The sequence below is a fragment of the Streptomyces sp. NPDC093085 genome (genome assembly GCF_040683935.1).
Taxonomy (GTDB): Bacteria; Actinomycetota; Actinomycetes; order Streptomycetales; family Streptomycetaceae; genus Streptomyces.
Genome location: NZ_JBFBFB010000014.1, coordinates 89,298 through 113,353, shown reverse-complemented (window position 1 = coordinate 113,353; position 24,056 = coordinate 89,298). Strand labels below are relative to the sequence as shown.

Annotated in this window: 19 protein-coding genes and 1 pseudogene; 12 read left to right on the top strand and 8 right to left on the bottom strand. The window is 73.2% G+C overall.

Features of this window, described 5'->3' with window-relative positions:
- Nucleotides 1-136 precede the first annotated feature (136 nt).
- The gene (locus tag AB0O07_RS29680; protein ID WP_365638952.1) at nucleotides 137-2,992 is read left to right on the top strand and encodes a penicillin acylase family protein; all 2,856 of its coding nucleotides are present in this window, start codon (nucleotides 137-139) and stop codon (nucleotides 2,990-2,992) included.
- Between the two features lie 70 nt (nucleotides 2,993-3,062).
- On the opposite strand, the gene AB0O07_RS29675 is transcribed toward AB0O07_RS29680, so the two are convergent.
- Nucleotides 3,063-4,307, bottom strand: a complete 1,245-nt coding sequence (locus AB0O07_RS29675; protein ID WP_365639200.1) for an MFS transporter — start codon at nucleotides 4,305-4,307, stop codon at nucleotides 3,063-3,065.
- 396 nt (nucleotides 4,308-4,703) lie between these two features.
- Nucleotides 4,704-6,032 (bottom strand): DUF1343 domain-containing protein, encoded by a 1,329-nt coding sequence (locus tag AB0O07_RS29670; RefSeq protein ID WP_365638949.1) that lies wholly within the window; start codon nucleotides 6,030-6,032, stop codon nucleotides 4,704-4,706.
- A gap of 186 nt (nucleotides 6,033-6,218) precedes the next feature.
- Here AB0O07_RS29670 and AB0O07_RS29665 point away from each other — a divergent pair, with 186 nt between their 5' ends.
- From AB0O07_RS29665 to AB0O07_RS29645, 5 genes are all read left to right on the top strand, one after another.
- A complete protein-coding gene (locus AB0O07_RS29665) occupies nucleotides 6,219-6,983 on the top strand; it encodes an SDR family oxidoreductase (RefSeq protein WP_365638946.1) in 765 nt (254 codons plus the stop codon).
- 56 nt (nucleotides 6,984-7,039) lie between these two features.
- Nucleotides 7,040-8,737: an AMP-binding protein gene (locus AB0O07_RS29660; protein ID WP_365639198.1), complete on the top strand. Its 1,698-nt coding sequence runs from the start codon at nucleotides 7,040-7,042 to the stop codon at nucleotides 8,735-8,737.
- A 186-nt stretch (nucleotides 8,738-8,923) separates the two neighbouring features.
- Entirely contained in the window at nucleotides 8,924-9,517 is a 594-nt protein-coding gene (locus AB0O07_RS29655) for a TetR/AcrR family transcriptional regulator (RefSeq protein WP_365638944.1), read from the top strand.
- 221 nt (nucleotides 9,518-9,738) lie between these two features.
- A complete protein-coding gene (locus AB0O07_RS29650; RefSeq protein WP_365638942.1) occupies nucleotides 9,739-10,437 on the top strand; it encodes a hypothetical protein in 699 nt (232 codons plus the stop codon).
- Nucleotides 10,438-10,655: 218 nt separating this feature from the next.
- Nucleotides 10,656-11,615 carry a LuxR C-terminal-related transcriptional regulator gene (locus AB0O07_RS29645; RefSeq protein WP_365638940.1) on the top strand — a complete coding sequence of 320 codons (960 nt, stop codon included), beginning with the start codon at nucleotides 10,656-10,658 and terminating at the stop codon, nucleotides 11,613-11,615.
- Between the two features lie 44 nt (nucleotides 11,616-11,659).
- Here the strand turns inward: AB0O07_RS29645 and AB0O07_RS29640 are convergent, their stop codons facing one another.
- From AB0O07_RS29640 to AB0O07_RS29630, 3 genes are all read right to left on the bottom strand, one after another.
- On the bottom strand, nucleotides 11,660-12,874 hold the full coding sequence (locus AB0O07_RS29640; protein WP_365638938.1) for an acyl-CoA dehydrogenase family protein: 1,215 nt from the start codon (nucleotides 12,872-12,874) through the stop codon (nucleotides 11,660-11,662).
- A gap of 9 nt (nucleotides 12,875-12,883) precedes the next feature.
- Entirely contained in the window at nucleotides 12,884-13,906 is a 1,023-nt protein-coding gene (locus tag AB0O07_RS29635; protein ID WP_365638936.1) for a phosphotransferase family protein, read from the bottom strand.
- 153 nt (nucleotides 13,907-14,059) lie between these two features.
- A complete protein-coding gene (locus AB0O07_RS29630; RefSeq protein WP_365638934.1) occupies nucleotides 14,060-14,971 on the bottom strand; it encodes an MBL fold metallo-hydrolase in 912 nt (303 codons plus the stop codon).
- A gap of 147 nt (nucleotides 14,972-15,118) precedes the next feature.
- Between AB0O07_RS29630 and AB0O07_RS29625 the strand changes: the two genes are divergently transcribed.
- Nucleotides 15,119-16,054, top strand: coding sequence for an NADP-dependent oxidoreductase (locus AB0O07_RS29625; protein WP_365638932.1), 936 nt, complete (start codon nucleotides 15,119-15,121; stop codon nucleotides 16,052-16,054).
- A gap of 243 nt (nucleotides 16,055-16,297) precedes the next feature.
- Here AB0O07_RS29625 and AB0O07_RS29620 read toward each other — a convergent pair whose 3' ends face one another.
- The 3 genes and pseudogenes from AB0O07_RS29620 to AB0O07_RS29610 all read right to left on the bottom strand — a co-directional run.
- On the bottom strand, nucleotides 16,298-16,624 hold the full coding sequence (locus AB0O07_RS29620) for a DUF202 domain-containing protein (protein WP_365638930.1): 327 nt from the start codon (nucleotides 16,622-16,624) through the stop codon (nucleotides 16,298-16,300).
- Nucleotides 16,621-17,013: a DUF202 domain-containing protein gene (locus AB0O07_RS29615; RefSeq protein WP_365638928.1), complete on the bottom strand. Its 393-nt coding sequence runs from the start codon at nucleotides 17,011-17,013 to the stop codon at nucleotides 16,621-16,623. The genes AB0O07_RS29620 and AB0O07_RS29615 overlap by 4 nt, the downstream gene beginning before the upstream one ends.
- A gap of 269 nt (nucleotides 17,014-17,282) precedes the next feature.
- A pseudogene (locus tag AB0O07_RS29610) lies at nucleotides 17,283-17,747 on the bottom strand (NUDIX domain-containing protein); the annotation flags it as partial.
- Nucleotides 17,748-17,867: 120 nt separating this feature from the next.
- Between AB0O07_RS29610 and AB0O07_RS29605 the strand changes: the two are divergent.
- The 5 genes from AB0O07_RS29605 (at nucleotide 17,868) to AB0O07_RS29585 (ending at nucleotide 24,025) form a co-directional block, all read left to right on the top strand.
- Complete coding sequence (locus AB0O07_RS29605) at nucleotides 17,868-19,523, top strand: FAD-binding dehydrogenase (protein ID WP_365638926.1); 1,656 nt, start codon at nucleotides 17,868-17,870, stop codon at nucleotides 19,521-19,523.
- 238 nt (nucleotides 19,524-19,761) lie between these two features.
- Nucleotides 19,762-20,745 (top strand): hypothetical protein, encoded by a 984-nt coding sequence (locus tag AB0O07_RS29600; RefSeq protein WP_365638924.1) that lies wholly within the window; start codon nucleotides 19,762-19,764, stop codon nucleotides 20,743-20,745.
- A gap of 173 nt (nucleotides 20,746-20,918) precedes the next feature.
- The gene (locus tag AB0O07_RS29595; protein ID WP_365638922.1) at nucleotides 20,919-22,475 is read left to right on the top strand and encodes an APC family permease; all 1,557 of its coding nucleotides are present in this window, start codon (nucleotides 20,919-20,921) and stop codon (nucleotides 22,473-22,475) included.
- A 196-nt stretch (nucleotides 22,476-22,671) separates the two neighbouring features.
- Entirely contained in the window at nucleotides 22,672-23,337 is a 666-nt protein-coding gene (locus AB0O07_RS29590; protein ID WP_365639196.1) for a molybdopterin-dependent oxidoreductase, read from the top strand.
- Nucleotides 23,279-24,025, top strand: a complete 747-nt coding sequence (locus AB0O07_RS29585) for a cytochrome b/b6 domain-containing protein (RefSeq protein ID WP_365638920.1) — start codon at nucleotides 23,279-23,281, stop codon at nucleotides 24,023-24,025. The genes AB0O07_RS29590 and AB0O07_RS29585 overlap by 59 nt, the downstream gene beginning before the upstream one ends.
- Nucleotides 24,026-24,056 lie beyond the last annotated feature (31 nt).

Genomic DNA, 24,056 nt, shown 5'->3' with positions numbered 1-24,056 from the left:
AGAATTCGAAGCCGATTCACAGGAACGGCGCCGCGCGACGGGGTCCGAGGCCCGGCAAAGCTGACTGATGTTCACCTTACCGGCGGGTCATACCGCCGGTAACCTCCGGCGCACCGGCCTCCCCGAGGAGCTCCCCATGCGACGACGCACCGGAAGACCCCACCGCCCCACCCTCACCACCGCCGCCACCGCGGTCGCGGTGGCCGCCCTGGGCGCGGCCCTGCTGGCACCCCCCTCACCGGCGACCGCGGAGCCCGCCCTCGCCTCCGCGGCCACCACCGAGGTCACCGCGGCCGCCGACCCCGACTACTGTCAGGGCCAGTGCGCCGACATCCTGCCACCGGGCCAGAACGGCAACGCCACCCTCGCCGACATCCTCGGCAACCAGCTCTTCGGCACGTTCCCCGCGCACGCCTCCGACCAGCTCAGCCGCTACGACTCCCTCGTCTCCGGCCAGGACGGCCTCACCGACGCCAAGGTCACCGACTTCTTCAACGACTCCTCCTTCGGTGTCGCCGCCGACCAGGTCGAGTCCGTCACCTCCCCCCGCACCGACGTCACCATCACCCGCGACAAGAAGACCGGCGTCCCGCACATCAAGGGCACCACCCGGTACGGCACCGAGTTCGGCGCCGGATACGCGGCGGCCCAGGACCGGCTCTGGATGATGGACCTCTTCCGCCATATCGGCCGGGGCGAACTCACCACCTTCGCCGGCGGCGCTCTCGCCAACCAGGGCCTTGAACAGCAGTTCTGGCCCGCCGCCCCGTACACCGAAGCCGAGTACGAGGCGCAGATCGCCCGGATCAGGGCGACCGAGGGCGCGCGCGGCGAGCAGGCCATGGCGGACGCGCAGGCGTATGTCGACGGCATCAACGACTACCGCAAGAAGTCCAAGGACGGCCGCTACTTCCCCGGCGAGTACGTGCTCACCGGGAAGATCGACTCCATCACCAACGCCGGCGAGATCGAGCCGTTCAAACTCACCGACCTGATCTCCATCGCCTCCGTCGTCGGCGGCCAGTTCGGCGGCGGCGGAGGCGGCGAGGTGCAGGCCGCGCTCTCGCTCCTCGCCGCCCAGCAGAAGTACGGCGTCGCCGAGGGCACCGCCGTCTGGGAGGCGTTCCGGCAGCGGGACGACCCCGAGGCCGTCCTCACCGTCCACGACGGCACCCGCTTCCCGTACGCCCGCAAGCCCGACCAGCCGCGCGGCACCGCCCTCCCCGACGCCGGCTCCGTCACCGCCGAACCCCTCGTGTACGACCGGACGGGCTCGGCCGTCACCATGGCGCTGGACCCCGTCGACGCCCCCGAGGAACTGGAGCCGCTCCAGGGCATCTTCGACGACGGCGTCGTCCCGGCCGGGGCCCTCTCCGCGAAGCGCGGCATGTCCAACGCACTGATGGTCTCGGGCGCCCACACGAAGAGCGGCCACCCTGTCGCCGTCTTCGGCCCCCAAACCGGCTATTTCGCGCCACAGCTGATGATGCTCCAGGAGCTCCAGGGCCCCGGCATCAGCGCGCGCGGCGTCTCCTTCGCTGGCGTCGGCATGTACGTCCAGATGGGGCGCGGCCAAGACTACGCGTGGAGCGCGACCTCCTCGCAGCAGGACATCACCGACACGTACGCCGTCGAACTCTGCGAGCCCGACGGCTCGACGCCCACCAGGAACTCCACGTCGTACCTCTTCCGCTCCGTCTGCACCCCCATGGAGAAGATGGAGCGGAAGAACTCCTGGAAGCCCACCACGGCCGACTCCACCGCCGCGGGCTCGTACCGGCTCCAGGTCTGGCGCACCGGCTACGGCATGGTCACGCACCGCGCCACCATCGGCGGCAAGCCGGTCGCGTACACCTCGCTCCGCACCACCTACCGCCACGAGGCCGACTCCATCATCGGCTTCCAGATGTTCAACGACCCGGACTTCCTGACCGGCGCCACCGCCTTCCAGCAGGCGGCCCACAAGGTCGGCTACGCCTTCAACTGGTTCTACGCGGACTCCCGAACCGCCGCGTACTACAACAGCGGCCTCAACCCGGTACGGGCCTCGGGCGTCGACGCCTCGCTGCCGGTCCGGGCGGAGCGCGCGTACGAGTGGCAGAACTTCGACCCGGTGTACAACGAGGCCGCGTACACCCCCTTCGCCGAGCACCCGCGCTCGATCGGCCAGGACTACTACATCTCCTGGAACAACCGGCAGGCCAAGGAGTACGACGCCGCCGGGTTCGGCTACGGCTCGGTCCACCGGGGCGACCTGCTCGACGTCCGGGTGAGGAAACTCGTCGCGGCGGGCGGCGTCACCCGCGCCTCCCTCACCCGCGCGATGGCCGAAGCGGCCCTCGCCGACCTGCGGGGCGAACAGGTGCTGCCGGTCCTCCTCAAGGTCATCCGCTCCGCGCCGGTCACCGACTCCGCGCTCAACACCGTCGTCCAGCAGTTGGAGGCATGGCAGGCCGCGGGCGCGCTGCGCAAGGAGACCGCCAAGGGCTCCCGCACGTACGGGAACGCCGCGGCGATCCGGACGATGGACGCGTGGTGGCCGAGGCTGGTGGAGGCCCAGTTCAAGCCGGGCCTCGGCGACGCCCTCTTCACCGCGCTCACCGCCTCGCTCCCGACCGACGAGTCCCCGGCCTCCAGCCACGGGCCGACGGGCGCGCACAGCGGTTCGTCGTTCCAGTACGGCTGGTGGGGATATGTCGACAAGGATCTCCGGCAGGTCCTCGGCGACCCGGTCCAGTCCCCGGCGCCGAAGACCTACTGCGGCGGCGGATCGCTCTCCGCCTGCCGTGATGCCCTGCTGACCACGCTGAAGACGGCGGCGGCGGTCCCGGCGAACACGGTCTACCCGGGCGACGAGAACTGCTCGGCGGGCGACCAGTGGTGCACGGACACGATCGTCCACCGCGCGCTGGGCGGCATCAAGCACCCGAAGATCAACTGGCAGAACCGGCCGACGTACCAGCAGGTGGTGGAGTTCCCGGCGCACCGCTGACCGGGGGCGCCCGCACGAGGTGGGCCGGGCCGCCGACGGGGCGGCCCGGCCCGCGCGCGTACGGTCACGGTCACCCCAGCTCCCGCTCCCGGGTCTCCGGCAGCGCCCGTACGCAGAGCAGCGACACCACGGCGAACGCGCTGAGGTACCAGCCCACCGCCGCCGAGCCGAAGGCCGGCTGGAGGCGCGGTACGACCAGCGGAGAGACCGCGCCGCCCAGCACCCCGCCCAGGTTGTACGCGAGCGACGCGCCCGAGTAGCGGACCCGGGCGGGGAACAGCTCGGAGAGATACGCCCCCATCGGGCCCGACGCCAGCCCCACACAGAACATGGCGACCCCCAGCGCCGGCGCCATCAGCACCGGACGCCCGCTGTCGAGCAGCGGGAAGAGCGCCTGCCCCCAGAGCGCCGCGAGTCCGCACCCCAGGAGCGCCGGGCCGCGCCGGCCGCGCGTGTCGGAGCGGGTGGCGGAGAGCCAGATACCGGCCGCGAGGAAGAGGCAGGAGATCAGGGAGAGGCCGAGCATCGTGTCGCGCGGTACGCCCAGGGTGGTCGTCGCGTACGACAGGCTGTAGGTCATGGACGTGTAGAAGAGCGCGTAGACGACGGCCATCGCGCCCGCCCCGAGCAGCAGTTCCCGGGTGTGACACCGCACCAGCCCGGACAGCGGCACCCTGGTGACCGTCGGGTGCGCCACGGCCCGTACGAACACCGGGGTTTCGCTGATCTTCAGCCGTACCACCAGGCCGACGGCGACCAGCGCGAAGGAGAGCAGGAACGGGATCCGCCACCCCCAGCTCGCGAAGGCCGCCTCGTCGAGCGCCGCCGACACCAGCCAGAAGACACCGGTGGCGGCGGCGAAGCCGACGGGCGGGCCGAGCTGGGGGAACGCCGCGTACAGCCCGCGTCGGCCGTGCGGCGCGTGCTCCACCGCGAGCAGCACGGCCCCGCCCCACTCGCCGCCGATCCCGAGCCCCTGGAGGAAGCGGAGCAGGACCAGCAGCAGAGGCGCCCAGACACCGAGGGTGGCGTACCCGGGCAGCAGCCCCACCAGCGCCGTCGACACGCCCATCAGCAGGAGCGAGGCGACCAGGACGGACTTGCGGCCGACCCGGTCGCCGAAATGGCCGAAGACGATTGAGCCGATCGGGCGGGCCAGAAAGGCGACCGCGTAGGTGGAGAAGGCGGCGAGCTTCGCGTTGAGGGGGGAGAGCTGGGGGAAGAAGGCGTCGTCGAGGACGAGCGCCGCCGCCATGCCGTAGATGAAGAAGTCGTACAGCTCGATGGTGTTGCCGATGAAGCTCGCCACGGCCACCCGGCGCGGGTCCTCCGGGGGCGCCGCCGGGGTCCGGGCGGCTTGCGGGGCGTCGGTGCCGGACTGGGCCGGTACGCCCGGGGCCGGGTCGCGGGGGGTGGGGGGTGGTGTGGGGGACAGGGTGTCGTCGTCGATCACGACAGGCACTCTCACGGCCGGTGAACGGCACGGTCAACGCCGCCCGTACGCCACCCTCGGATATCGACCGGTCACCGAATGTTATCGGCCGCGCGCCCGGCGGAGACGTGCCGTGCGCACGGCGTGCGTCATGCGGCATGCGCTATACGGCGTGCGGCGTGCGGCGTGCGGCGTGCGTCACGCGGCGTGCGTCACGCGGCGTGCGTCATGCGGCACACGGCGTGCGGGGTGCGGCGTGCGTGATGCGGCATGCGGCCCTCACCGGTAGTGCAGATACCTCCGCCGTACGGCGCGGAACGCGGCCAGTTCGGACTCCCACGCCCCGGTCACCTCGTCCACCCCCGCGCCCGCGTCGATCAGCGTACGGACCGACGCCGACCCGGTCAGCTTGTCGATCCAGTGGTCGGACCGCCACGCGAACCCGCTCCAGGTCCGCTTCGCCGTCACCAGCAGCCCGATCCCGGTGCGCACCGGGTCGAACGCCCGCCGGTCGTGGACATGGAGCTGCACACCCCCGATCGTCGTCCCCTGGAACTTCGAGAACGTCGGCGCGAAGTACGCCTCGCGCAGCCGCACTCCGGGGAGGTCCAGCGCGTTCGCCGCCTCCGCCCACCGCCGGTCGACGCCCTCCGCGCCCAGCAGCTCGAAGGGGCGGGTGGTGCCGCGCCCCTCCGAGAGGTTCGTCCCCTCGAAGAGGCAGGTGCCCGCGTACACCAACGCCGTGTCGGGCGTGGGCATGTTGGGGCTCGGCGGCACCCACGGCAGCCCCGTCGCGTCGAAGAAGTCGTCCCTGGCCCACCCCGACATCCGTACCGTCTCCAGCGGTACGGGCCGCTCCAGGAACTCCCCGTTGAAGAGCCGGGCCAGCTCCGTGACGGTCATCCCGTGCGCCTGCGCGATCGGGCGGCGGCCGACGAAGGTCGCGAACTCCGGGTGGAGCACGGGACCGAGGGCGGCGCGGCCGGTCACCGGGTTGGGGCGGTCCAGGACGACGAACGCCTTGCCCGCGAGCGCCGCCGCCTCCATGCAGTCGTACAGGGTCCAGATGTACGTGTAGAAGCGCGCGCCCGCGTCCTGGATGTCGAAGACGACCGTGTCCACGCCGGACCGGGTGAAGATGTCGGCGAGCTGCCGCCCGCTGCTGAGATACGTGTCGTAGACGGGCAGCCCGGTCGCCGGATCGTCGTACCGCCCCTCCGAGCCGCCCGCCTGCGCCGTCCCCCGGAAGCCGTGTTCGGGGCCGAAGACGGCGGTGAGCCGGACCCGGTCGTCGGCGTGGAGGACATCCACGATGTGGCGGGCGTCGGCGGTGATCCCGGTCGGGTTGGTGACGATGCCGACCCGCCGGCCGGAGAGGAGCCGGTAGCCGTCGGCGGCGAGCCGGTCGAATCCGGTCCGCACACGGGGGCGGGGGGCTCCGGGGCCGGACGCGGGTGTCCCGCCCGTACCACCGGGGGCGCGCGTCCCGTCCGTACCGCCGGCGCCGGATGTGCCGACACCGGATGCCCCGATGGCCCCCGCCGCGCCGACCGCGCCTCCGGCGGCCAGCAGCCCCCGCCGGGAGACCCCCCGTCCGAACCGACTCATCGCACGCCCTCCCCTGCCCCTGGTCCTCGTGACCCCGCACGCTAGCGCTCCCCGGGCGCCGGGGGAACGAGGCCGTCCAGCGGTTTCCGGATCCCCTTCCGCGCTACATACCGACTGGTTAGTCTGTTCGTCGTATGTCCGTCCGTCACGGATACCGGATACCGGAACGCCCGAAAGGCAGGCCCGATGAGCGCGGTGCACGGTGCAGGGGTTGTGGTCACAGGGGCCGGCGGCGGCATCGGCGCCGCGCTCGCCCGCAGGTTCGCCGCCGAGGGCGCCCGCGTCGTCGTCAACGACCTCGATGCCGCGAAGGCCGCCGCCGTCGCCGACGAGATCGGCGCCACCGCCGTCCCCGGCGACGCCTCCCACACCGTGGACGAGGCCCGCGCCGCCCTGGGCGGCACCGTCGACATCTACTGCGCCAACGCGGGCGTCGGCACCGGCGGCGACGCCTTCACCGCCGAGGACGAGTGGTCGACCGCGTGGGACGTCAACGTCATGGCCCACGTTCGCGCGAGCCGGGCCCTGCTGCCGGAGTGGCTGGAGCGCGGCTCGGGCCGGTTCGTCACCACGGTCTCCGCGGCCGGGCTGCTCACCATGATCGGCGCGGCCCCGTACTCCGTCACCAAGCACGCCGCGCTGGCCTACGCCGAGTGGCTCTCGCTGACGTACCGCCACCGCGGCCTCGCGGTGCACGCCATCTGCCCGCAGGGCGTACGTACGGACATGCTCGCGGCCACCGGGAGCGCCGGTGACCTGGTCCTCGCGCCGACCGCGATCGAACCGGATGCGGTCGCCGACGCGCTCTTCGACGCCATGGCGGAGAATCGTTTTCTCGTCCTTCCGCACCCCGAGGTCGCCGAGTACGCCCGGGCCCGCGCGGAGGACCCCGACCGGTGGCTCTCGGCCATGAACCACCTCCAACAGAAATGGGAAGCAGGCCCCAGGTGACCCCACCCCCACCCCCGGACCTGCCTCCGGCCTCCGGCCTGCCCTCGCCCCTGCCCGTGGACGCCGGCCAGCCCCCGGCCCCCGCTTCCGTCTCCGGGTCCCGGTACGCGGCCCGGCCCTGGCTGGGGGTGCTCAGTGCGGCTCAGCGGGCGCCGGTCGAGCCGCCCGCGACGCTGGTCCACGCCCTGCGTACCGCCGTCGCGCGCGCCCCGGAGCGCACGGCGCTCGTCTACTTCGACGGCCGGCTCACCTACCGCGAGACCGACACCCTCTCCGACGCCGTCGCCGGCCATCTCGCCGCCCGGGGAGTCGCCCCCGGCGACCGCGTCGCGGTCATGCTCCAGAACACCCCGCACTTCGTCCTCGCGGCGCTCGGCGCCTGGAAGGCGGGCGCCGTCGTCGTCCCGCTCAACCCCATGTACAAGTCCGCCGAGGTCGCCCACATCCTGACGGACGCCCAGGTCACCGCCGTGATCTGCGCGGACCGCACCTGGGCGGAGTTCCTGCGCGCCACGGCCGCCGCCGCGTCCGTACGGATCGCCCTCACCGCCTGCGAACGCGACTTCCAGACCCGCGACGACCCGCGCGTCCTCGACTTCCCGCGCCGGCCACCGCCCGCCGCCGACGATCCCGCCGCCGACCTGCTGGCGGTCGCCAGGAGCGGACTGCCCGCGCCCGCCGGCCGGGTACCGGACGCCGCCGGCACCGCGCTGATCAGCTACACCTCGGGGACGACCGGCCGGCCCAAGGGGGCCATGAACGCGCACGCCAACATCATGTACAACGCGGAGCGGCAGCGCACCGGACACCCGCTCGCCGAAGGCGCCCGCTACTTCGCGCTCGCCCCGCTCTTCCACATCACCGGCCTGGTCTGCGAGCTCGCGGCCTGCCTCGCCAACGCGGGCACCCTGATCCTCACGTACCGCTTCCAGCCGGGCGTCGTCCTCGACGCGTTCGCCGAGCACCGGCCCGCCTACACCGTCGGCCCCGCCACCGCCTTCATGGCGCTCGCCGCCCACCCCGGCGTCACCCCCGACCACTTCCGCTCCTTCGAGGTGATCTCCTCGGGCGGCGCGCCGCTGCCACCCGCGCTGATCGAGGGGTTCCGGGCCGCGCTCGGCCCGTATCTGCGCAACGGGTACGGCCTCACCGAGTGCACCGCCCCCTGCGCCTCCGTCCCGCCGCACACCGAGGCCCCCGTGGACCCGGGGTCCGGGACGGTCGCGGTCGGGGTCCCCGGTCCCGAGACGGACGTACGGATCCTGGACGAGCGGGGCGCCGAGGTGCCCTTCGGCACACAGGGGGAGATCGCCGTACGCGGCCCCCAGGTGGTCGGCGGCTACTGGAACGACCCGGTGGCGACCGCCGAGACCTTCCCGGACGGCGAACTGCGCACCGGCGACATCGGCTTCATGGACCCGGACGGCTGGCTGTACGTGGTCGACCGCAAGAAGGACATGATCAACGCGTCGGGCTTCAAGGTCTGGCCGCGCGAGGTCGAGGACGTCCTCTACACCCATCCGGCGGTGCGCGAGGCGGCCGTGGTCGGGGTCCCCGACGCGTACCGGGGGGAGAGCGTGAAGGCGTACGTGTCCACCCGCCCCGGCACCGAGGTGGCGCCCGGCGAGCTGGCCGCGTACTGCCGGGAGCGGCTCGCCGCGTACAAGTACCCCCGGGAGGTCGAGATCCTGCCCGAGCTGCCCAAGACGACCAGTGGGAAGATCTTGAGGCGGGAGCTGCGCTCCCGGTCGTGAACGCGGAACTGCGTTCCCGGTCGTGAGCGTCCCAGGCGGGGACGGCTCCGTGAGCACGGGCGATGCGCAGGCGGTACGGGCGATACGGGTGGCACGGGCGACCGGGGCGACCCGGGCAACAGGGGTGACCCGGGCGACACGGGTGGCCGACATGGGTGACATGGTGCGGAAGGCGGGTGGTGGCAGATGGCCAGGACGACGGACGAGGGCGCCGAGCCCGTACCGCGACGGCTGCTGGCCGCCGCCACCCGGCTCTTCGCCGAGCGCGGTTACGACCGTACGTCCGTCCAGGAGATCGTCGAGGCGGCGGGCGTCACCAAGGGCGCCCTCTACCACTACTTCGGCTCCAAGGAGGACCTGCTCCACGAGATCTACGCGCGCGTCCTCCGCCTCCAGCAGGAACGGCTCGACGGCTTCGCGGACGCGCAAGGCCCGGTGGAGCGGCGGCTGCGGGACGCCGCCGCCGATGTCGTCGTCACGACCATCGAGAACCTCGACGACGCCGCGATCTTCTTCCGCTCCACGCACCACCTCAGCCCGGAGAAGAACCAGCAGGTGCGGGCCGAACGGCGGCGCTACCACGAACGGTTCCGCGCACTGGTCGAGGAGGGCCAGCGCACCGGGGTCTTCTCCACCGCCACCCCCGCCGACCTGGTCGTGGACTACCACTTCGGCTCGGTCCACCACCTCTCCACGTGGTACAGGACGGACGGTCCGCTCACCCCGCGGCAGGTCGCCGACCACCTGGCGGATCTGCTGCTGCGCGCGCTGCGCCCCTGAGCGGCGCGCACCTTCCTGCATCCTCGGCCACTTCGGCGCCATACGTACTTGTACGCATTGCGACGCACCCGACCCGTTCGTCACTATGAGTTGTGTTGGCGCTACGGAACGTCAGGGTTCCGGGCGGGAAGTTCGCGGCCCCCGTGAGTGATCGCGGGGGCCGCGAGTGGCCGATCGGGGAGATCGGCCGGGAAGATCCAGGGGGATCGATCGTGAAGTCGATGAAGCCGACGGGTGAGGCCTGTGCGTCCAGGGTCCGTGCACCCAAGGCCCGTGTACTCAAGGCCTGTGCGTCCACGGCTCGCACGCCCACGGCTCGCACGCCCACGGCTCGCGCGTCCAAGGTCCGCGCGTTCCTGCTGAAGCTCTCGGTCGGCGCGGTCGCCGCCGGGGCTCTCACCGCCGGGACGCTCTCCGCGAGCGCGACGACGGCCCCTGCGGGAGCGGAGGCGGTTCCGGACCAGCCGCGCCAGAGCTACGCCGCCCAGCTCGACCGGGCCGGCCTGACCCCGGGGCAGGGTGCCGCGCTCCAGGGGCGCGTCGACGGCTATCTCTCCCGCCTTGCCGGCGGCAGGCAGGTGTCCGCGAACAGGATCGAGATGCCGGGCGGTGAGATCACGGTCGGGGCGCCCGGGCAGCGCTCCGCCCGGGATCTCGCGCTGCCGCCGGTCAGCGGCGCTCTGCCCGCCGCCTGCCGGAGCGGCCACCTCTGTCTCTATCGGGGCAGCGACTCGCTCGATTACTACCGGTGCGGTACATACAACCTGACCTGGACGGGGGACGGGACGTTCAACAACAACCAGACCCGGGGCACCAGGGCGCGCTTCCTCAACTTCGACAAGGTGGAGCGCTGGAGCAGCGCGGCACCGGAAACCGGCACCGCCACCTGGACCCCGGTCTACTACGTGGTGCCCTGCTGATACGTGATGCTCCGCTGATACGTGGCGCCCCGCCGGCTGGTGCGCGCTGACCGGCGCGTGCCCAGGGGGAGGCGCTGAGCGGGAGGGGCTGGGCGGGAGGCGCTGGGCGGGGGCGGTCGCTCGCGGGGGTGGGTCTGTGCGTGCACGCGTAGGCGCGGAGAGTGATGGAAAGGGTACGTACGGTCACTGGTGGTCGTACGGGCACGGGGGGTACGAGGATGGGCGGCGCCCTCTGGCGTGAGTACGCGCAGATGCTGAGCCTGGCCGTGGCGGTGCTGGAGCGCGCGGAGCCCGAACCGCCCTGGCCCCTGGTCCTGGCGGAGCTGGCCCGGGGGCTGCACTCCCCGGTCGTCTCCCTCTCCCAGGTCAGATACGCGGAGCGGAGGGGCCGGGTGGTGGCCTGGCGGTCGGCCCGTCCGGTCTCCCCGGGGCTGCTCGACACCCTGATGGACCGCCAGGTCCATGCGGGCAACCCGCTGGCGGCGCACTACGCGTCCACGCCCGACCGCACCCCGCGCACCGCGAGCGAGCTCATGGGGGAGCGGTCCTGGCTGCGCAGCCGGAGCCACCAGCTGGCCCGGGGCACGCTCGGCGCCCATATGCTCGCCATCCCGCTGCCCGCCCCCGCCGGAGTCGCCCGGGGCTTCGTCCTCCACCACGAGCGGGACGACTTCACCCCCGAGGAACGGGCCTACGCGGGCCGCGTCCAGCCCCTCCTCATCGGTATCGACCGCCACTACCGGGCTCTCGCCGCGTTACGGACGGCCCACGGGCCGGCCGGATCCGGTGGCGGCCCCGGAGCCGGCAGCGGGGGCGACGGCAGGCGCGGGAGCGGGGACGGGGGTGACGGTGGCGGGGGTGACGGTGGCGGGGGTGACGGTGGCGGCGTCACGGTGCCCACCGGTGGGCCCGGGGCGGAGCCGGCCGAGCGGGAGCGGGCGGTGGAGGCGGGGCTCACGCCGCGTCAGCACACCGTACTGACGCTGCTCGCCAAGGCGTTGCCCGCCACGGCGATCGCCCACCGGCTGCACATCTCGCCCCGCACCGCACACAAGCACATCGAGGCGATCTACCGCAGGCTGGGCACCTGCGACCGGCTCTCCACGGTCATCCGGGCGCAGTCACTGGGCCTGCTGCCCCTGCCGAGACCCGCCGAACCCGGCACCGTCCGCCACTGACCGCAGAGAACCGGCACCCACGAGAGGAGGCCAGAGGGATGTCTTCACCGGTATTTCTTCAGCTCACGACGTGCCAGCGACCGCTGGTGCACCTCGTCCGGGCCGTCCGCCAGGCGCAGGGTGCGGGCCGAGGCCCAGAGTTCGGCCAGGGGGAAGTCCTGGCTGACCCCGCCCGCGCCGTGCAACTGGACCGCGGAGTCGATGATGTCCACCACCGCGCGCGGCGTGGCGATCTTGATGGCCTGGATCTCCGTATGGGCCCCGCGGTTGCCGACCGTGTCCATCAGCCACGCCGTCTTGAGGACGAGCAGCCGGAGCTGCTCGACCGTCACCCGGGCGTCCGCGATCCAGCTCTGAACGACCCCCTGCTCGGCGACCGGCTTGCCGAACGCCGTACGGGACAGGGCCCGGCGGCACATCAGCTCGATGGCCCGCTCGGCCATCCCGATCAGCCGCATGCAGTGGTGGATCCGGCCGGGGCCCAGCCGCGCCTGGGCGATGGCGAACCCGCCGCCCTCCTCGCCGATCAGATGGGAGACCGGAACGCGCGCATTCTCGAAGACGACCTCGGCATGGCCCCCGTGGGAGCGGTCCTCGTATCCGTACACCCGCATCGCCCGGCGCACCTCGACGCCCGGGGTGTCCCGGGGGACCAGGATCATCGACTGCTGGCGGCGCGGGTCAGCGCCGTCCGGGTCGGTCTTGCCCATCACGATGAAGACCGCGCAGGCCGGGTTCATCGCCCCGGAGATGTACCACTTGCGGCCGTCGATCACGTACGTGTCTCCGTCGCGCCGGATGCTGGTCCGGATGTTCGTCGCGTCGGACGAGGCGACCTCCGGCTCCGTCATCGCGAACGCCGACCTGATCTCCCCGGCGAGCAGCGGCTCCAGCCACCGCTTGCGCTGCTCGTCCGAACCGAACTGGGCCAGCACCTCCATGTTGCCGGTGTCGGGGGCCGCGCAGTTCAGGGCCGTGGGGGCCAGTTCGGGGGAGCGGCCGGTGATCTCGGCGAGCGGCGCGTACTGGAGATTGGTCAGCCCAGCCCCGTACCCCTGGTCGGGGAGGAAGAGATTCCACAGGCCCTGCCGGCGCGCCTCCGCCTTCACCTCCTCGACCACCGCCGGGGTGGACCACGGGTCGGCCAGCCGGGCGCGCTGCTCCCTGGCCACCTCCTCCGCCGGGTAGATGTACTCGTCCATGAAGGCGAGCAGCCGGGAGCGCAGCTCCTCCGTGCGGGCGTCGAACGCGAAGTCCATCAGGGGTACTCAGCCTTCCTGGAGGGTGGTGAGGCCGTGCTCGATGAAGACGGGGACCAGATCGCCGATCCGGTCGAAGCCGGGGCCCACGGTCTGGTGGTGGGTGTAGCGGTAGTGGATGCCCTCCAGGATCACGGCGAGCTTGAACCAGGCGAACGCCGTGTACCAGGAAAGGGCGCCGACATCCCGCCCCGAGCCCGCCGCGTACCGCTCGGCCAGTTCGGCCGGCGCGGGGTGGCCCGCGGCCTCGGCCGTGGTGCTGATCGGGGAGCCCCGCACCTCCAGGGGCACGCTGTACATCGCCAGCAGCCCGAGATCGGTGAGCGGGTCGCCGAGGGTGGACATCTCCCAGTCGAGCACGGCGGCGATCCGGTCGTCCGAGCCCAGCAGGACATTGTCGAGCCGGTAGTCGCCGTGGACCACCGTGGGCGCGGGGGAGCCGGGCAGGGAGCGGTCGAGGGCCGTGCGCAGCTCCTCGATACCGGGCAGCTCGCGGGTGCGGGACGCGTCGAGCTGCTTGCCCCAGCGGCGGAGCTGGCGTTCGAGAAACCCCTCGGGGCGGCCGAAGTCGCTCAGGCCGACCGCCTCGGGGTCCACCGCGTGCAGGTCGACCAGGGTGTCCACGAGACCGAGCAGGGCGGCCCGGGTGCGCTCCGGGCCGAGCGGGGCGAGCTGCCCGGCCGTGCGGTACGGGACGCCCGCCACCTGCTCCATCACATAGAACGGGGCGCCCAGCACCGACTCGTCCATGCAGAGCAGCAGCGGCTCGGGGACGGGCACGGCGGTCGGATGCAGGGCCTCGATCACCCGGTACTCCCGCCGCATGTCGTGCGCGGTGGCGAGGACATGCCCCAGCGGTGGCCTGCGCACCACCCACCGGCCGGAGCCGTCGGTCACCGTGTACGTCAGATTCGACCGGCCGCCCTCGATCAGCCGCGCGTCCAGCGCTCCCCTCACCATCCCGGGGCGGGCCCGGTCGAGATGGGCGCGCAGCCGCTCGGGGTCGAGACCGGGGGGCGGAGCTGGACTCATCGGGCGTACCTCCGGGGCGGGCGGAACGGCTGGCGGGCGGACGTCCCCCATGATGCCGACCGGTCGGTATGGAGTCCAGGGGTGGTCCCGGCCCCGGCCCCGGCCCCGGCGGCTGGGCCGGGATCGGGGCCGGGGCCGGGATCGCCGGGTGGGTCAGGCGTGGCAGGCCACGGGGACGCCGCCGTTCATCGTGGCCATGTCCGTGAAGACGGTGGTGAGGTTCAGCGGGGTGCCGTCCGGCTCCCCGTCCAGTTCGGAGTAGGCGCGGTGCAGGTTGGCCACCAGCCTCTCGCTCTCCCGGAGTTCCCCGAACTCGCCGAGGTCCGCCCCGCGCGCCGCCTCCAGCGGGGTGAGCCCCTTGGTATGGCTCTCCGCGGCCAGCTCGGCGACGTACCGGAGGTAGCGCTCCGTCGTGTCGTACGCGGTCGGGTCGGTGATCGGGCCATGGCCGGGGACGACGACGGACGCGTCCAGCGAGCGCAGCAGCTCCAGCGCCCGCAGGGAGCCGCGCAGCGAGCCCATCGGGAGGAAGGGGGTGCCGCCCTGGAAGATGAGATCGCCGGTGAAGACGATGCCGTGCTCCGGCAGATGCACGATGGAGTCCCCGAGGGTGTGCGCCACTCCGGGGTGGATCACCCGGACCTCGGTCCCGCCCACATGGAGGGTGAGCCGTTCGCTGTAGGTCACGGTCGGGGCGATGATGCGGATGTTCCCGAAGTCGGTCTGCGGCCAGATCAGATGGAGCTGATGGCCCGCCGCGAGCTGTTCGCTGCGGCATGCCTCGTGCCCGAGCACCGTCGCCCCCGGCAGGAACACCCCGTTGCCGTACGTGTGATCGCCGTGGTGGTGTGTGGTGATGATGGTCTGCGGCAGCTCCACCCCCGCCAGCACGATCGCCTCCCGCAGCGTCCTGGCCCGCCGTTCGGTGGCGGCGGTGTCGACCAGCAGCGTCGTGGGGCCGTCGCTGATGAACCCCGCGTTGTTCAGGCACCACCCGCCGTCGGGCTGGACATAGGCGTGCACACCGGGGGCGAGACGGACGGTGTACGGATCGGTGGCAGGCATCGGAACTCCCCTGGGGTCGAAAGGTCCCCCCGACCCTGTCAGTTGACACATGGTCAGGTAAAGCGGCCCCCGTCCTTCCCCGGCCACCGCCACCGGACGGGCGCGCCCGGCTTGCGTATCGCGGGCGGGCGGCGGAGGCTGCGGTCCATGAAGGCCATCAGCTACCGCCGCTACGGGGGCCCCGACGTCCTGGAGTACGGCGAGCGCCCCGAGCCGAAGCTCGGTCCCGACTCCGTTCTCGTCGAGGTCAGGGCCGCCGCCGTGAACCCCGTCGACTGGAAGTGCCGCGAAGGATATCTCGACGGGATCCTGGACGCGGTCCTCCCGGTGATCCCCTGCTGGGACCTGGCCGGGGTGGTGGTCCGGCCCGGGGCCGCGGTCACCGAGTTCGCCGCCGGGGACGAGGTCATCGGGTATGTCCGGGAGGACTTCCTCGCCCGGGGCACCTGCGCGCAGTATGTGGCAGCGCCGGTCCGGACCCTCGCGCACAAGCCGCGCTCGCTCGGCTTCCCGGAGGCCGCCGCGCTGCCGCTGGCCGGGCTCACCGCGTACCAGGTGCTCCACCGGGTCCTGCGGGTCCGGCCCGGCGAGACCGTCCTCGTCCACACGGCGACCGGTGCGGTCGGCTCGCTCGCCGTCCAGCTCGCCCGCCACCTCGGGGCCCGGGTCATCGGCGCCGCCCGCGCCGCCGGCCAGGAACACATCCGGGCCCGGGGCGGTGAGCCGGTCACCTACGGGGACGACCTGACCGCCCAGGTGCGGGCGCTGGTGCCGGACGGGGTGGACGCGGCGTTCGACACGATCGGCGGTGACATCCTCCGTACCACCCCGACGATGCTCGCCCCCGGCGGCCGGCTCGCCTCCATCGCGGACAGCGGCGTCACCGACCTCGGCGGCAGCTACGCCTTCGTCCGCCCCGACCCCGCCGACCTGGCGGAACTGGCGGGCCTCGCGGAGCAGGGCGTCCTCACCGCCGACGTGGCCCGGACCTTCCCCCTGGAACAGGCAGCGGACGCCTTCCGCCACGCAGAGGCAGGCGGCACCGGCGGCAAGGTCGTCATCGTCCCGGAGCCCGTCGACTGACCCGGGCACGGCGACGGACCCGCCGCCGAGCGGGGGACCGGGCGGGCGCGGCGCCGGCCGGGGAAGCCGGAACAGGCTCGGCCCGGGGCGCTGCGCCCACGGGCGGGTGGCCGGCCGTATGCGCGTCGGCGACCCGGGGACCGGGGCTTCCGGCGCGTGGCCGTCGCTTCCCTGGCGGCGCGGCGGCTTCGTACCGGCCGGTCAGGCGTGGCCGTCATTGGCCGGGGCGGCGGTGCCGGGGTGTCAGAACAGGACCGTCACCGCGAACGCCGCCAGGAGCAGGGTGCAGCCCGCTGCCAGGAAGGCGCCGCGTTCCGAGAGGCGGCCCGGTCGGGGGGCCGCCGTGAGGGAGGTCAGGCGGCGGTGGGCCACCACCAGGAAGGCCAGCCAGACCAGGGCGCTGAGGGCCGCGCCCGTCAGGCCCGCCGCGTCCGCGCCGCCATGGACGGCCTGGCGGCCCGCCAGCACCGCCACCACCGTGCAGGAGAGCGTCGTACGGCGCCACGCCAGCCGGGTCCGCTCCGGCTGGAGCCCCGGATCCCGGTCGGCCGCCGGCGCCGGGGCGTTCATCCGGCCCGGCCCAGCAGGACGATCACCAGCATCGCCACCGCGACCAGCCCCACCGCCAGGCTCAGCACCGTCGGGAAGTGCGAAACCGGCAGGTCCTCACCGCGCCGCATCGCCCGTTCGCACCGCACCCAGTGGTTGACCGCGCGCAGCGCGCAGAGCGCCCCCGCCGCCAGCAGCGCCACCGCCAGCCCGGCGCGCACGCCCCAGCGCAGTTGGGGCAGGAACTGGTCGACCGCGAACCCGCCGCCCACCAGCGCCAGCGCGGTCCTGATCCACGCCAGGAAGGTCCGCTCGTTCGCCAGCGAGAAGCGGTAGTCCGGGGTCGTGCCCTCCTCGCCGATCCGCCGGGGCGAGAACCACAGCCGCAGGCTCCGTCCAAAGCCGATCACGTGCGCACGCTCCGTTCAGGGCCTGCCGGCGTCGGCCCGGAGCGGAGCGCCGTCAGCCGCCGGTAGGCCGCCACCCCGTCCGGCACCCACTCCCAGACGTCCCTGTCCGTGTCCCCGTCCGTGTCGCCGTCGGTGCCGTCGGCAGCCTCCCCGGCCTCCCCGGCCTCCCCGGCCTCCCCGGCCTCCCCGGCCTCCCCGGCCTCCCCGGCCTCCCCGGCCTCCCCGGCCTCCCCGGCCTCCCCGGCGTCCGCGCCCGCCGACCAGGCGGCCACCCGCCGGGCCACCTCCTCCTCGGGGAGGAACGCGTGCCAGGCCACCTCCGACACCTGGGGGTTCACCGGCAGCGCGCAGACCACCTCGTACACCCGCGACCACCACCGGTCCCGGCCGTTCGCCGCCTCGTACAGGAACGAGAGGACCGGCACCGGACGGTCGAGCCCGGAGACCCCCAGCTCCTCCTCCGCCTCGCGGAGCGCCGCCTCGTCGTACCCCTCGCCCGCGCCGACCACCCCGCCCACGAACATGTCGTACAGCGACGGGTGGACCATCTTCTCCGCCGTTCTGCGGTGGACGAAGACCCGGCCCTCCGGGTCGCGTACGAAGATGAAGACGCACCGGTGGCAGAGCCCCTTCGCGTAGACCTCCGCGCGCCGCGCCCGCCCGATGACATGGTCGTTCTCGTCGACGACAGCCAGGATCTCGTCGGCCGGGTTCAGATCCTCCGCCGTGCTCATCGCGCCATTCCGTCCGTCGCACTCATGGTCCCCATCCAACCAGTTGACTCGTTACTCGCCCGTACGGAAGATCGGACCCACCCGGAAGAGCCCGCGACCCGCCCGCGAAGGATGGAAACCATGGCGTACGACGCCGATGTGATCGTAATCGGGGCCGGACTCTCCGGCCTGGTCGCCGCCGCCGAACTGGTCGAAGCGGGCCGCTCCGTCATCGTCCTCGACCAGGAGCCGGAACGGTCCATCGGCGGACAGGCGCACTGGTCCTTCGGCGGGCTCTTCCTCGTCGACTCGCCGGAACAGCGCAGGCTCCGCGTGAAGGACAGCCGCGACCTCGCCCTCCAGGACTGGCTCGGCACGGCCGGATTCGACCGCCCCGAGGACCACTGGCCGCGTCAATGGGCCGAGGCGTACGTCGACTTCGCGGCCGGGGAGAAGCGCGCATGGCTCTCCGGCCAGGGCATACGGTTCTTCCCGGTGGTCGGATGGGCGGAGCGCGGCGGGTACGACGCCACCGGACACGGCAACTCCGTACCCCGCTTCCACATCACCTGGGGGACCGGACCCGGCGTCGTGGAGCCCTTCGAACGCCGGGTGCGCGCGGGCGTCGCCCAGGGCCTGGTCTCGCTCCGCTTCCGCCACCGGGTCACCGGGCTCGGCTCGACGGCCGGCGCGGTGGACACCGTGACCGGCGAGATCCTGGAGCCGAGCGACGCGCCCCGGGGCACCGCGAGCAGCCGCACCGTCACCGGCTCCTTCTCGCTCCGCGCCCAGGCCGTCATCGTCACCTCCGGCGGCATCGGCGGCAACCACGACCTGGTACGCGCCGAGTGGCCCGAACGGCTCGGCACCCCGCCGGCCAAGCTGCTCTCCGGGGTGCCCGCCCATGTCGACGGGCTGATGCTGGGCATCGCGGAGGCGGCCGGCGCGCACCACATCAACCGCGACCGGATGTGGCACTACACCGAGGGCATCGAGAACTGGAACCCGATCTGGGCCCGGCACGGCATCCGGATCCTCCCGGGCCCCTCCTCGCTCTGGCTGGACGCGCGCGGCAAGCGGCTGCCGGTGCCGCTCTTCCCCGGCTTCGACACCCTCGGCACGCTGGAGCACATCATGCGCACCGGCCACGAGTACACCTGGTTCGTGCTCGACCAGCGCATCATCGGCAAGGAGTTCGCCCTCTCCGGCTCCGAACAGAACCCGGACCTCACCGGACGCTCCGTCCGCGATGTCTTCGGGCGGGCCCGCGCCGATGTGCCGGGGCCGGTCAAGGCGTTCATGGAGAAGGGCGCCGACTTCGTCGTCGAGAAGGATCTGGGCGCCCTCGTCCGCGGCATGAACGCGCTCACCGAGGAGCCGCTGATCGACGAGGCCGAGCTGCGCCGCGAGATCACCGCGCGGGACCGGGAGATCGCCAACCCCTTCACCAAGGACCTCCAGATCACGGCGGTCCGGGGCGCCCGCGCCTACCTCGGCGACCGGCTGATCCGTACCGCCGCCCCGCACCGCATCCTCGACCCGGACGCGGGCCCGCTGATCGCCGTACGCCTCAACATCCTCACCCGCAAGTCCCTCGGCGGCCTGGAGACCGACCTCTCCTCGCGGGTGCTCACGGCGGGCGGCGACCCGCTCCCCGGCGTCTACGCGGCGGGCGAGGCGGCCGGGTTCGGCGGCGGCGGGGTACACGGCTACCGCTCCCTGGAGGGCACCTTCCTGGGCGGGTGTGTCTTCTCCGGCCGTACGGCGGGACGCGCGGCGGCCCGCGCCCTCGGCTGAGCCGGATCGTCGCGCGCCCAGAGCCGGATCGTCCGGGCCCAGGCGTGAAACGTCGCGGGCCTCAGGGGCGAATTGTCGCGGCTCCAGGGGTGAATCGTCGCAGGTCCGGGGGTAACTCGCCCTGCCCGTAAGCCAGTTGGCGGCGCTACGTAACAAAACGGGCCTTGACGCGGAGCGTGACCTCCGGTTGGCTGTGCGCGATCATCGCTCGTGCACGCGCCCTGGAGGATTACGCGGAATGCCACCGCCTCCGCCACCCCTGGGCCGCTCCCGGAGACGGGCCCAGCGGAACGTACGCTCCGCCCCGTTCTTCGACCCGGCCCTCGACGACACCGAATTACGCGCCGTGAGAGACCAGTTGGCGCAAGGCCGCTGGACGGAAGCGCGCACCCTGCTCGCCGCCACCGGCGACGACTGGGACCGGCGCGGCCACCGGGTCATCGTGCTCGCCCAGGCGGCCTCCGCCGCCGTCTGGGCCGGCGACTGGCTCCTCGCCGAACCCGACAGCGCCGACGCCGCCACCCTGCTCGGCTGCGCCGCCGTCCTCGACGTCCTCCACGGCCGGCCCCGGGCCGGGGAGGAGGGCGCCAAGGACGCCTGCCGCGAGGCCATCCGCCGGGCCCCCGCCGACCCCACCCCCTGGCTCGGCCTGCTGCTCCTGGCCCGCACCCTCGGCACCGAGGAGGAGACCTCCCGCCTCTTCGACGAGGTCAGAAGCCGCCACCCGGACCACCACCACGCACACCACCTGATGGCGGCCCGGCTCGCCGAACGCCGTACGGAACCCGGGCACGAGGCCTTCCACGAAGTCTACGACTTCGCGTCCTGGGCCGCCGAACAGGCCCCGGCCGACTCGCCGCTCTCCATCCTCCCCGTCGTCGCCCACACCGAGCGGTACCGGGTGCTCGCCGCCACCGGGGGCGAGCCCGCCGGACCCGGGGCCGCCCGGCACTGGACCGGGCGGCGCGCCCGCCAGGTGCTCAAGGGCGCCTTCGACTGGTGGCTGGAGTGGGGCGGCGAGGGGCATCCGCGCAACCGCGTGGACCTCAACTTCCTGGCCCACGCCCAGTTCCACGAGGGCCATCTCGCCGAGGCCGCCGCGCTCTTCCAGCGGATCGGCGAGCACATCACCCCGGCGCCCTGGTCCTACCCCGACCGGGACCCGCACACCGCGTTCACCGCGTTCCGCGCCGCGCGCGACACCGCGCTCGGTCCCGCCTGAGCCCCCGCACCGTACCGCCGCGTACCACCGCACCATCCCCGCGTACCACCCGCACTCCCTGTGCCACCCGCACGCCCCCCTCGTACCACCGCACGCCGTACCGCATGTTCCTGTTCCGCATGCTCCGCATGTTCCGTTCCGCGCAACCGGACCCCGAGAGGACACCCCCTGTCATGCCGACGGGCACCAGAACGACCACGCCCACCGCTGGGATCAACACATACAAAGGGCAGGAGCGCGCCCTGCGGGCCGACCGGCTCGGCACGCTGGGCCTGCTGCTCTCCGTGCTCGCGGCGAGCGCCCCGATGCTGGTGGTCGCCGGTGTCATGCCCACCGTCTTCGGCGTCATGGGCATCGTCGGACAGCCCCTGCTCTATGTGATCCTCGGCATCGTCCTGGCGCTCTTCAGCTTCGGCTACGCCGAGATGAGCCGGCACGTCCACAACGCCGGGGCGTTCTACGCGTACATCGCGCGCGGCCTCGGCCCCACGGCCGGCGCCGGGGCCTCGCTCCTCGCGCTCGTCGCCTACAGCGCCATGCAGTTCGCCGTCTACGGACTCCTCGGCTTCGAGGTCTCCGGGCTCCTCGCCACCTATCTGGACCTCTCGGTGGCCTGGTGGATCCCGGCCCTGGTGGCCGCGGCGGCGGTCGGCGTCCTCGGCTGGCTGAAGATCGACCTCAACGCCCGGGTCCTCGGCGTCCTGCTGGCCATCGAATGCCTCCTCGTGGTGATCTTCGACATCGCCACCATCGCCTCCCCGGGGCCCGAGGGCCTCTCCCTCGCCGCCTTCGACCCCGCCACCCTCACCGGCGCGGGCTTCGGCACCGCCCTCTGCTTCTGCGTCGCCGCCTTCGTCGGCTGCGAACAGGCCCCGGTGTACGCGGAGGAGACCAGCCGCCCGCACATCGTCGTCTCCCGCGTGATGTTCCTCGCCGTCGCCTACGCCTCGGCGTTCCTGGCGCTCGGCGCCTGGGCGCTCACGGTCGCCGCCGGGCCCGGCTCGATCGTCGGGGCCGCCACCGAGCAGGGCCCCGGGCTGCTCTTCACCCTCACCGAGGCGCGGCTCGGCACCACCTTCGCCGATGTCCTGCATGTCCTCTTCGTCACCGGCATGTTCGCCGCGCTCCTCAGCTTCCACAACGTCGTCGCCCGCTACGCCTTCGCGATGGGCCGCGAGGGGCTGCTGCCGGCCGGCTTCGGCCGGACCACCCGGGCCAGCGGAGCCCCCGCCTCCGGCTCCGTCCTCCAGTCCCTGATCTCGCTGGCCGCCATCGCCGCCTTCGCCCTCACCGACTCCCGGCCCGTCGGCGACCCGACGGCGCCGGTGCTGCGGCTCTTCACCTGGATGGGCAGCGTCGGCGCGCTCGGCGTCATCACGCTGATGGCGCTCGCGTCGGTCGCCGTCATCGCCTTCTTCGTCAAGCGCGGCGCCGGGCGCGCCCACGCCCCGCGCCTGGTCTCCTCCGGGCTCGCCACCCTCGCCCTGGCGGCCATCGCCGTCTTCACCGTCAAGGACTTCGGCGTCCTGATCGACGCGGGCCCCGGCTCCGCGCTGAGCTGGATCCTCCCCGGGATCATCGGGCTCGCCCTGGTGGCCGGGCTGGTGTACGGGGCGGTGCTCCGCTCCGTACGGCCCGATGTGCACGCCAGGATCGGGCTCGGGAACGAGGCGTTCCAACTGGAGCGGGCGGCCGAGGCGGAGCAGCGGGCCGCGGGCAACACCCCATGAGGGCCCCGGAGATCTGACGGAAGTATGACGAACGCCCGTGGCCCTGGCTCCCGGGGCCACGGGCGGCCACACTCGAAGAGTGAACGATCAACCAGACAGGGCGGGTCCGGACAGGGCGGTTCCGCACAGGACGGATGCGGTGGAGGAGGCGGAGGAGACCGAGGGCACCCCGGTCGGCCGCCGCCTGGTCCTCTCCATGCTGGGGCTGGGCGCCGCCGGGCTCGTCACCGCGCCGTACCTCCAGCGCGGCCTCGAAGGGTTCCTCGGCACCGCCGCCACCAAGGACCCGACCGGGCTCACCGGACTGCTGCCCAACGGCGGCGGCTTCCGCTACTACTCGGTCACCTCCTCCGTCCCCCGCAAGGACGCCGCCACCTACCGGCTCACCGTCGACGGCCTGGTCGACCGCCCCGGTACGTACACCCTCGACGCGCTCCGCGCCCTCCCGCAGACCCGCACCGTCCGCGACGTGCAGTGCGTCACCGGCTGGCGCGTCCCGCACACCCCCTTCGGCGGGGTACGCCTCGCCGACCTCCTCGACACGGCAGGGGTGCGCCCGGAGGCGAAGGCGATCCGCTTCACCTGCTTCGACGGCGCGTACAGCGAGAGCCTCACCCTCCCGCAGGCCCGCCGGGACGATGTCCTCGTCGCGCTCACCATGCGGGACCAGCCGATCGAACACGCGCACGGCGGGCCCGTCCGGCTCTATGTGGCGCCCATGTACTTCTACAAGTCGGCGAAATGGCTCTCCGGGATCACCGTCACCTCCGAGGTGCGGCCCGGCTACTGGGAGGAGCGCGGCTATGACATCGACGCCTGGGTCGGCCGGTCCAACGGCCGCGACGACGCCCCCACCGTCTGAACCGGGCCGGCCGCACGGACCGGAACCGGCCGCTCCCGCCTCCGCCCCCGTCACCGGCGACCGGCACCGTTTCACCCCCGCCGAGCGGTGGGTGCACCGGACCACCGGCGCCCTGATGCTGGTCTGCGTGGCGAGCGCCGCCTGCCTCTACGTGCCGGGGCTCGCCGAACTCGTCGGCCGCAGGCTGCTCGTGGTCACCCTCCACCAGTGGTCCGGGCTGCTGCTCCCGGTGCCCGTGCTGCTCGGGCTCGCCTCCCGCGCCTTCCGGGCCGACCTGGTCCGGCTGGGCCGCTTCCTGCCGTACGACCGGGAGTGGCTGCGCGCGGTACGCCGCCGCGACCGGCGCCCGGAGGCCCGGCCCGCCGGGAAGTTCAACGCCGGGCAGAAGCTCTACGCGGGGTGGCTCACGGGCGCCGTGCTGGTCATGCTCGGCACGGGGCTGCTGATGTGGTTCACCGGGCTCGTCCCGCTGGTCTGGCGCACCAGCGCCACCTTCGTCCACGACTGGCTCGCCCTCGCCATCGGCGCCGTCCTAGCCGGCCATCTGACCATGGCGTACGGCGACCCCGAGGCCCGGCGCGGGATGCGCACCGGACGGGTCTCCCGCCGCTGGGCCCGGCGGGAGCACCCCCACTGGCGGGAGGAGCGCCCGTACGGGGGAGGGGAACGACCGTACGAGAAGGAGTGACCCTAAGGGAAGGAGTGACCGTACGGGACGG

What these genes read in the sequence shown, in the direction of transcription:
- AB0O07_RS29625 (WP_365638932.1), top strand. Translation starts at nt 15,119, where the DNA reads ATGAAGGCCATCAGCTACCGCCGCTACGGGGGCCCCGACGTCCTGGAG.
- AB0O07_RS29680 (WP_365638952.1), top strand. Translation starts at nt 137, where the DNA reads ATGCGACGACGCACCGGAAGACCCCACCGCCCCACCCTCACCACCGCC.
- AB0O07_RS29655 (WP_365638944.1), top strand. Translation starts at nt 8,924, where the DNA reads ATGGCCAGGACGACGGACGAGGGCGCCGAGCCCGTACCGCGACGGCTG.
- AB0O07_RS29585 (WP_365638920.1), top strand. Translation starts at nt 23,279, where the DNA reads ATGACATCGACGCCTGGGTCGGCCGGTCCAACGGCCGCGACGACGCCC.
- AB0O07_RS29605 (WP_365638926.1), top strand. Translation starts at nt 17,868, where the DNA reads ATGGCGTACGACGCCGATGTGATCGTAATCGGGGCCGGACTCTCCGGC.
- AB0O07_RS29645 (WP_365638940.1), top strand. Translation starts at nt 10,656, where the DNA reads ATGGGCGGCGCCCTCTGGCGTGAGTACGCGCAGATGCTGAGCCTGGCC.
- AB0O07_RS29640 (WP_365638938.1), bottom strand. Translation starts at nt 12,874, where the DNA reads ATGGACTTCGCGTTCGACGCCCGCACGGAGGAGCTGCGCTCCCGGCTG.
- AB0O07_RS29600 (WP_365638924.1), top strand. Translation starts at nt 19,762, where the DNA reads ATGCCACCGCCTCCGCCACCCCTGGGCCGCTCCCGGAGACGGGCCCAG.
- AB0O07_RS29635 (WP_365638936.1), bottom strand. Translation starts at nt 13,906, where the DNA reads ATGAGTCCAGCTCCGCCCCCCGGTCTCGACCCCGAGCGGCTGCGCGCC.
- AB0O07_RS29650 (WP_365638942.1), top strand. Translation starts at nt 9,739, where the DNA reads ATGAAGCCGACGGGTGAGGCCTGTGCGTCCAGGGTCCGTGCACCCAAG.
- AB0O07_RS29595 (WP_365638922.1), top strand. Translation starts at nt 20,919, where the DNA reads ATGCCGACGGGCACCAGAACGACCACGCCCACCGCTGGGATCAACACA.
- AB0O07_RS29620 (WP_365638930.1), bottom strand. Translation starts at nt 16,624, where the DNA reads ATGAACGCCCCGGCGCCGGCGGCCGACCGGGATCCGGGGCTCCAGCCG.
- AB0O07_RS29630 (WP_365638934.1), bottom strand. Translation starts at nt 14,971, where the DNA reads ATGCCTGCCACCGATCCGTACACCGTCCGTCTCGCCCCCGGTGTGCAC.
- AB0O07_RS29665 (WP_365638946.1), top strand. Translation starts at nt 6,219, where the DNA reads ATGAGCGCGGTGCACGGTGCAGGGGTTGTGGTCACAGGGGCCGGCGGC.
- AB0O07_RS29590 (WP_365639196.1), top strand. Translation starts at nt 22,672, where the DNA reads ATGCTGGGGCTGGGCGCCGCCGGGCTCGTCACCGCGCCGTACCTCCAG.
- AB0O07_RS29670 (WP_365638949.1), bottom strand. Translation starts at nt 6,032, where the DNA reads ATGAGTCGGTTCGGACGGGGGGTCTCCCGGCGGGGGCTGCTGGCCGCC.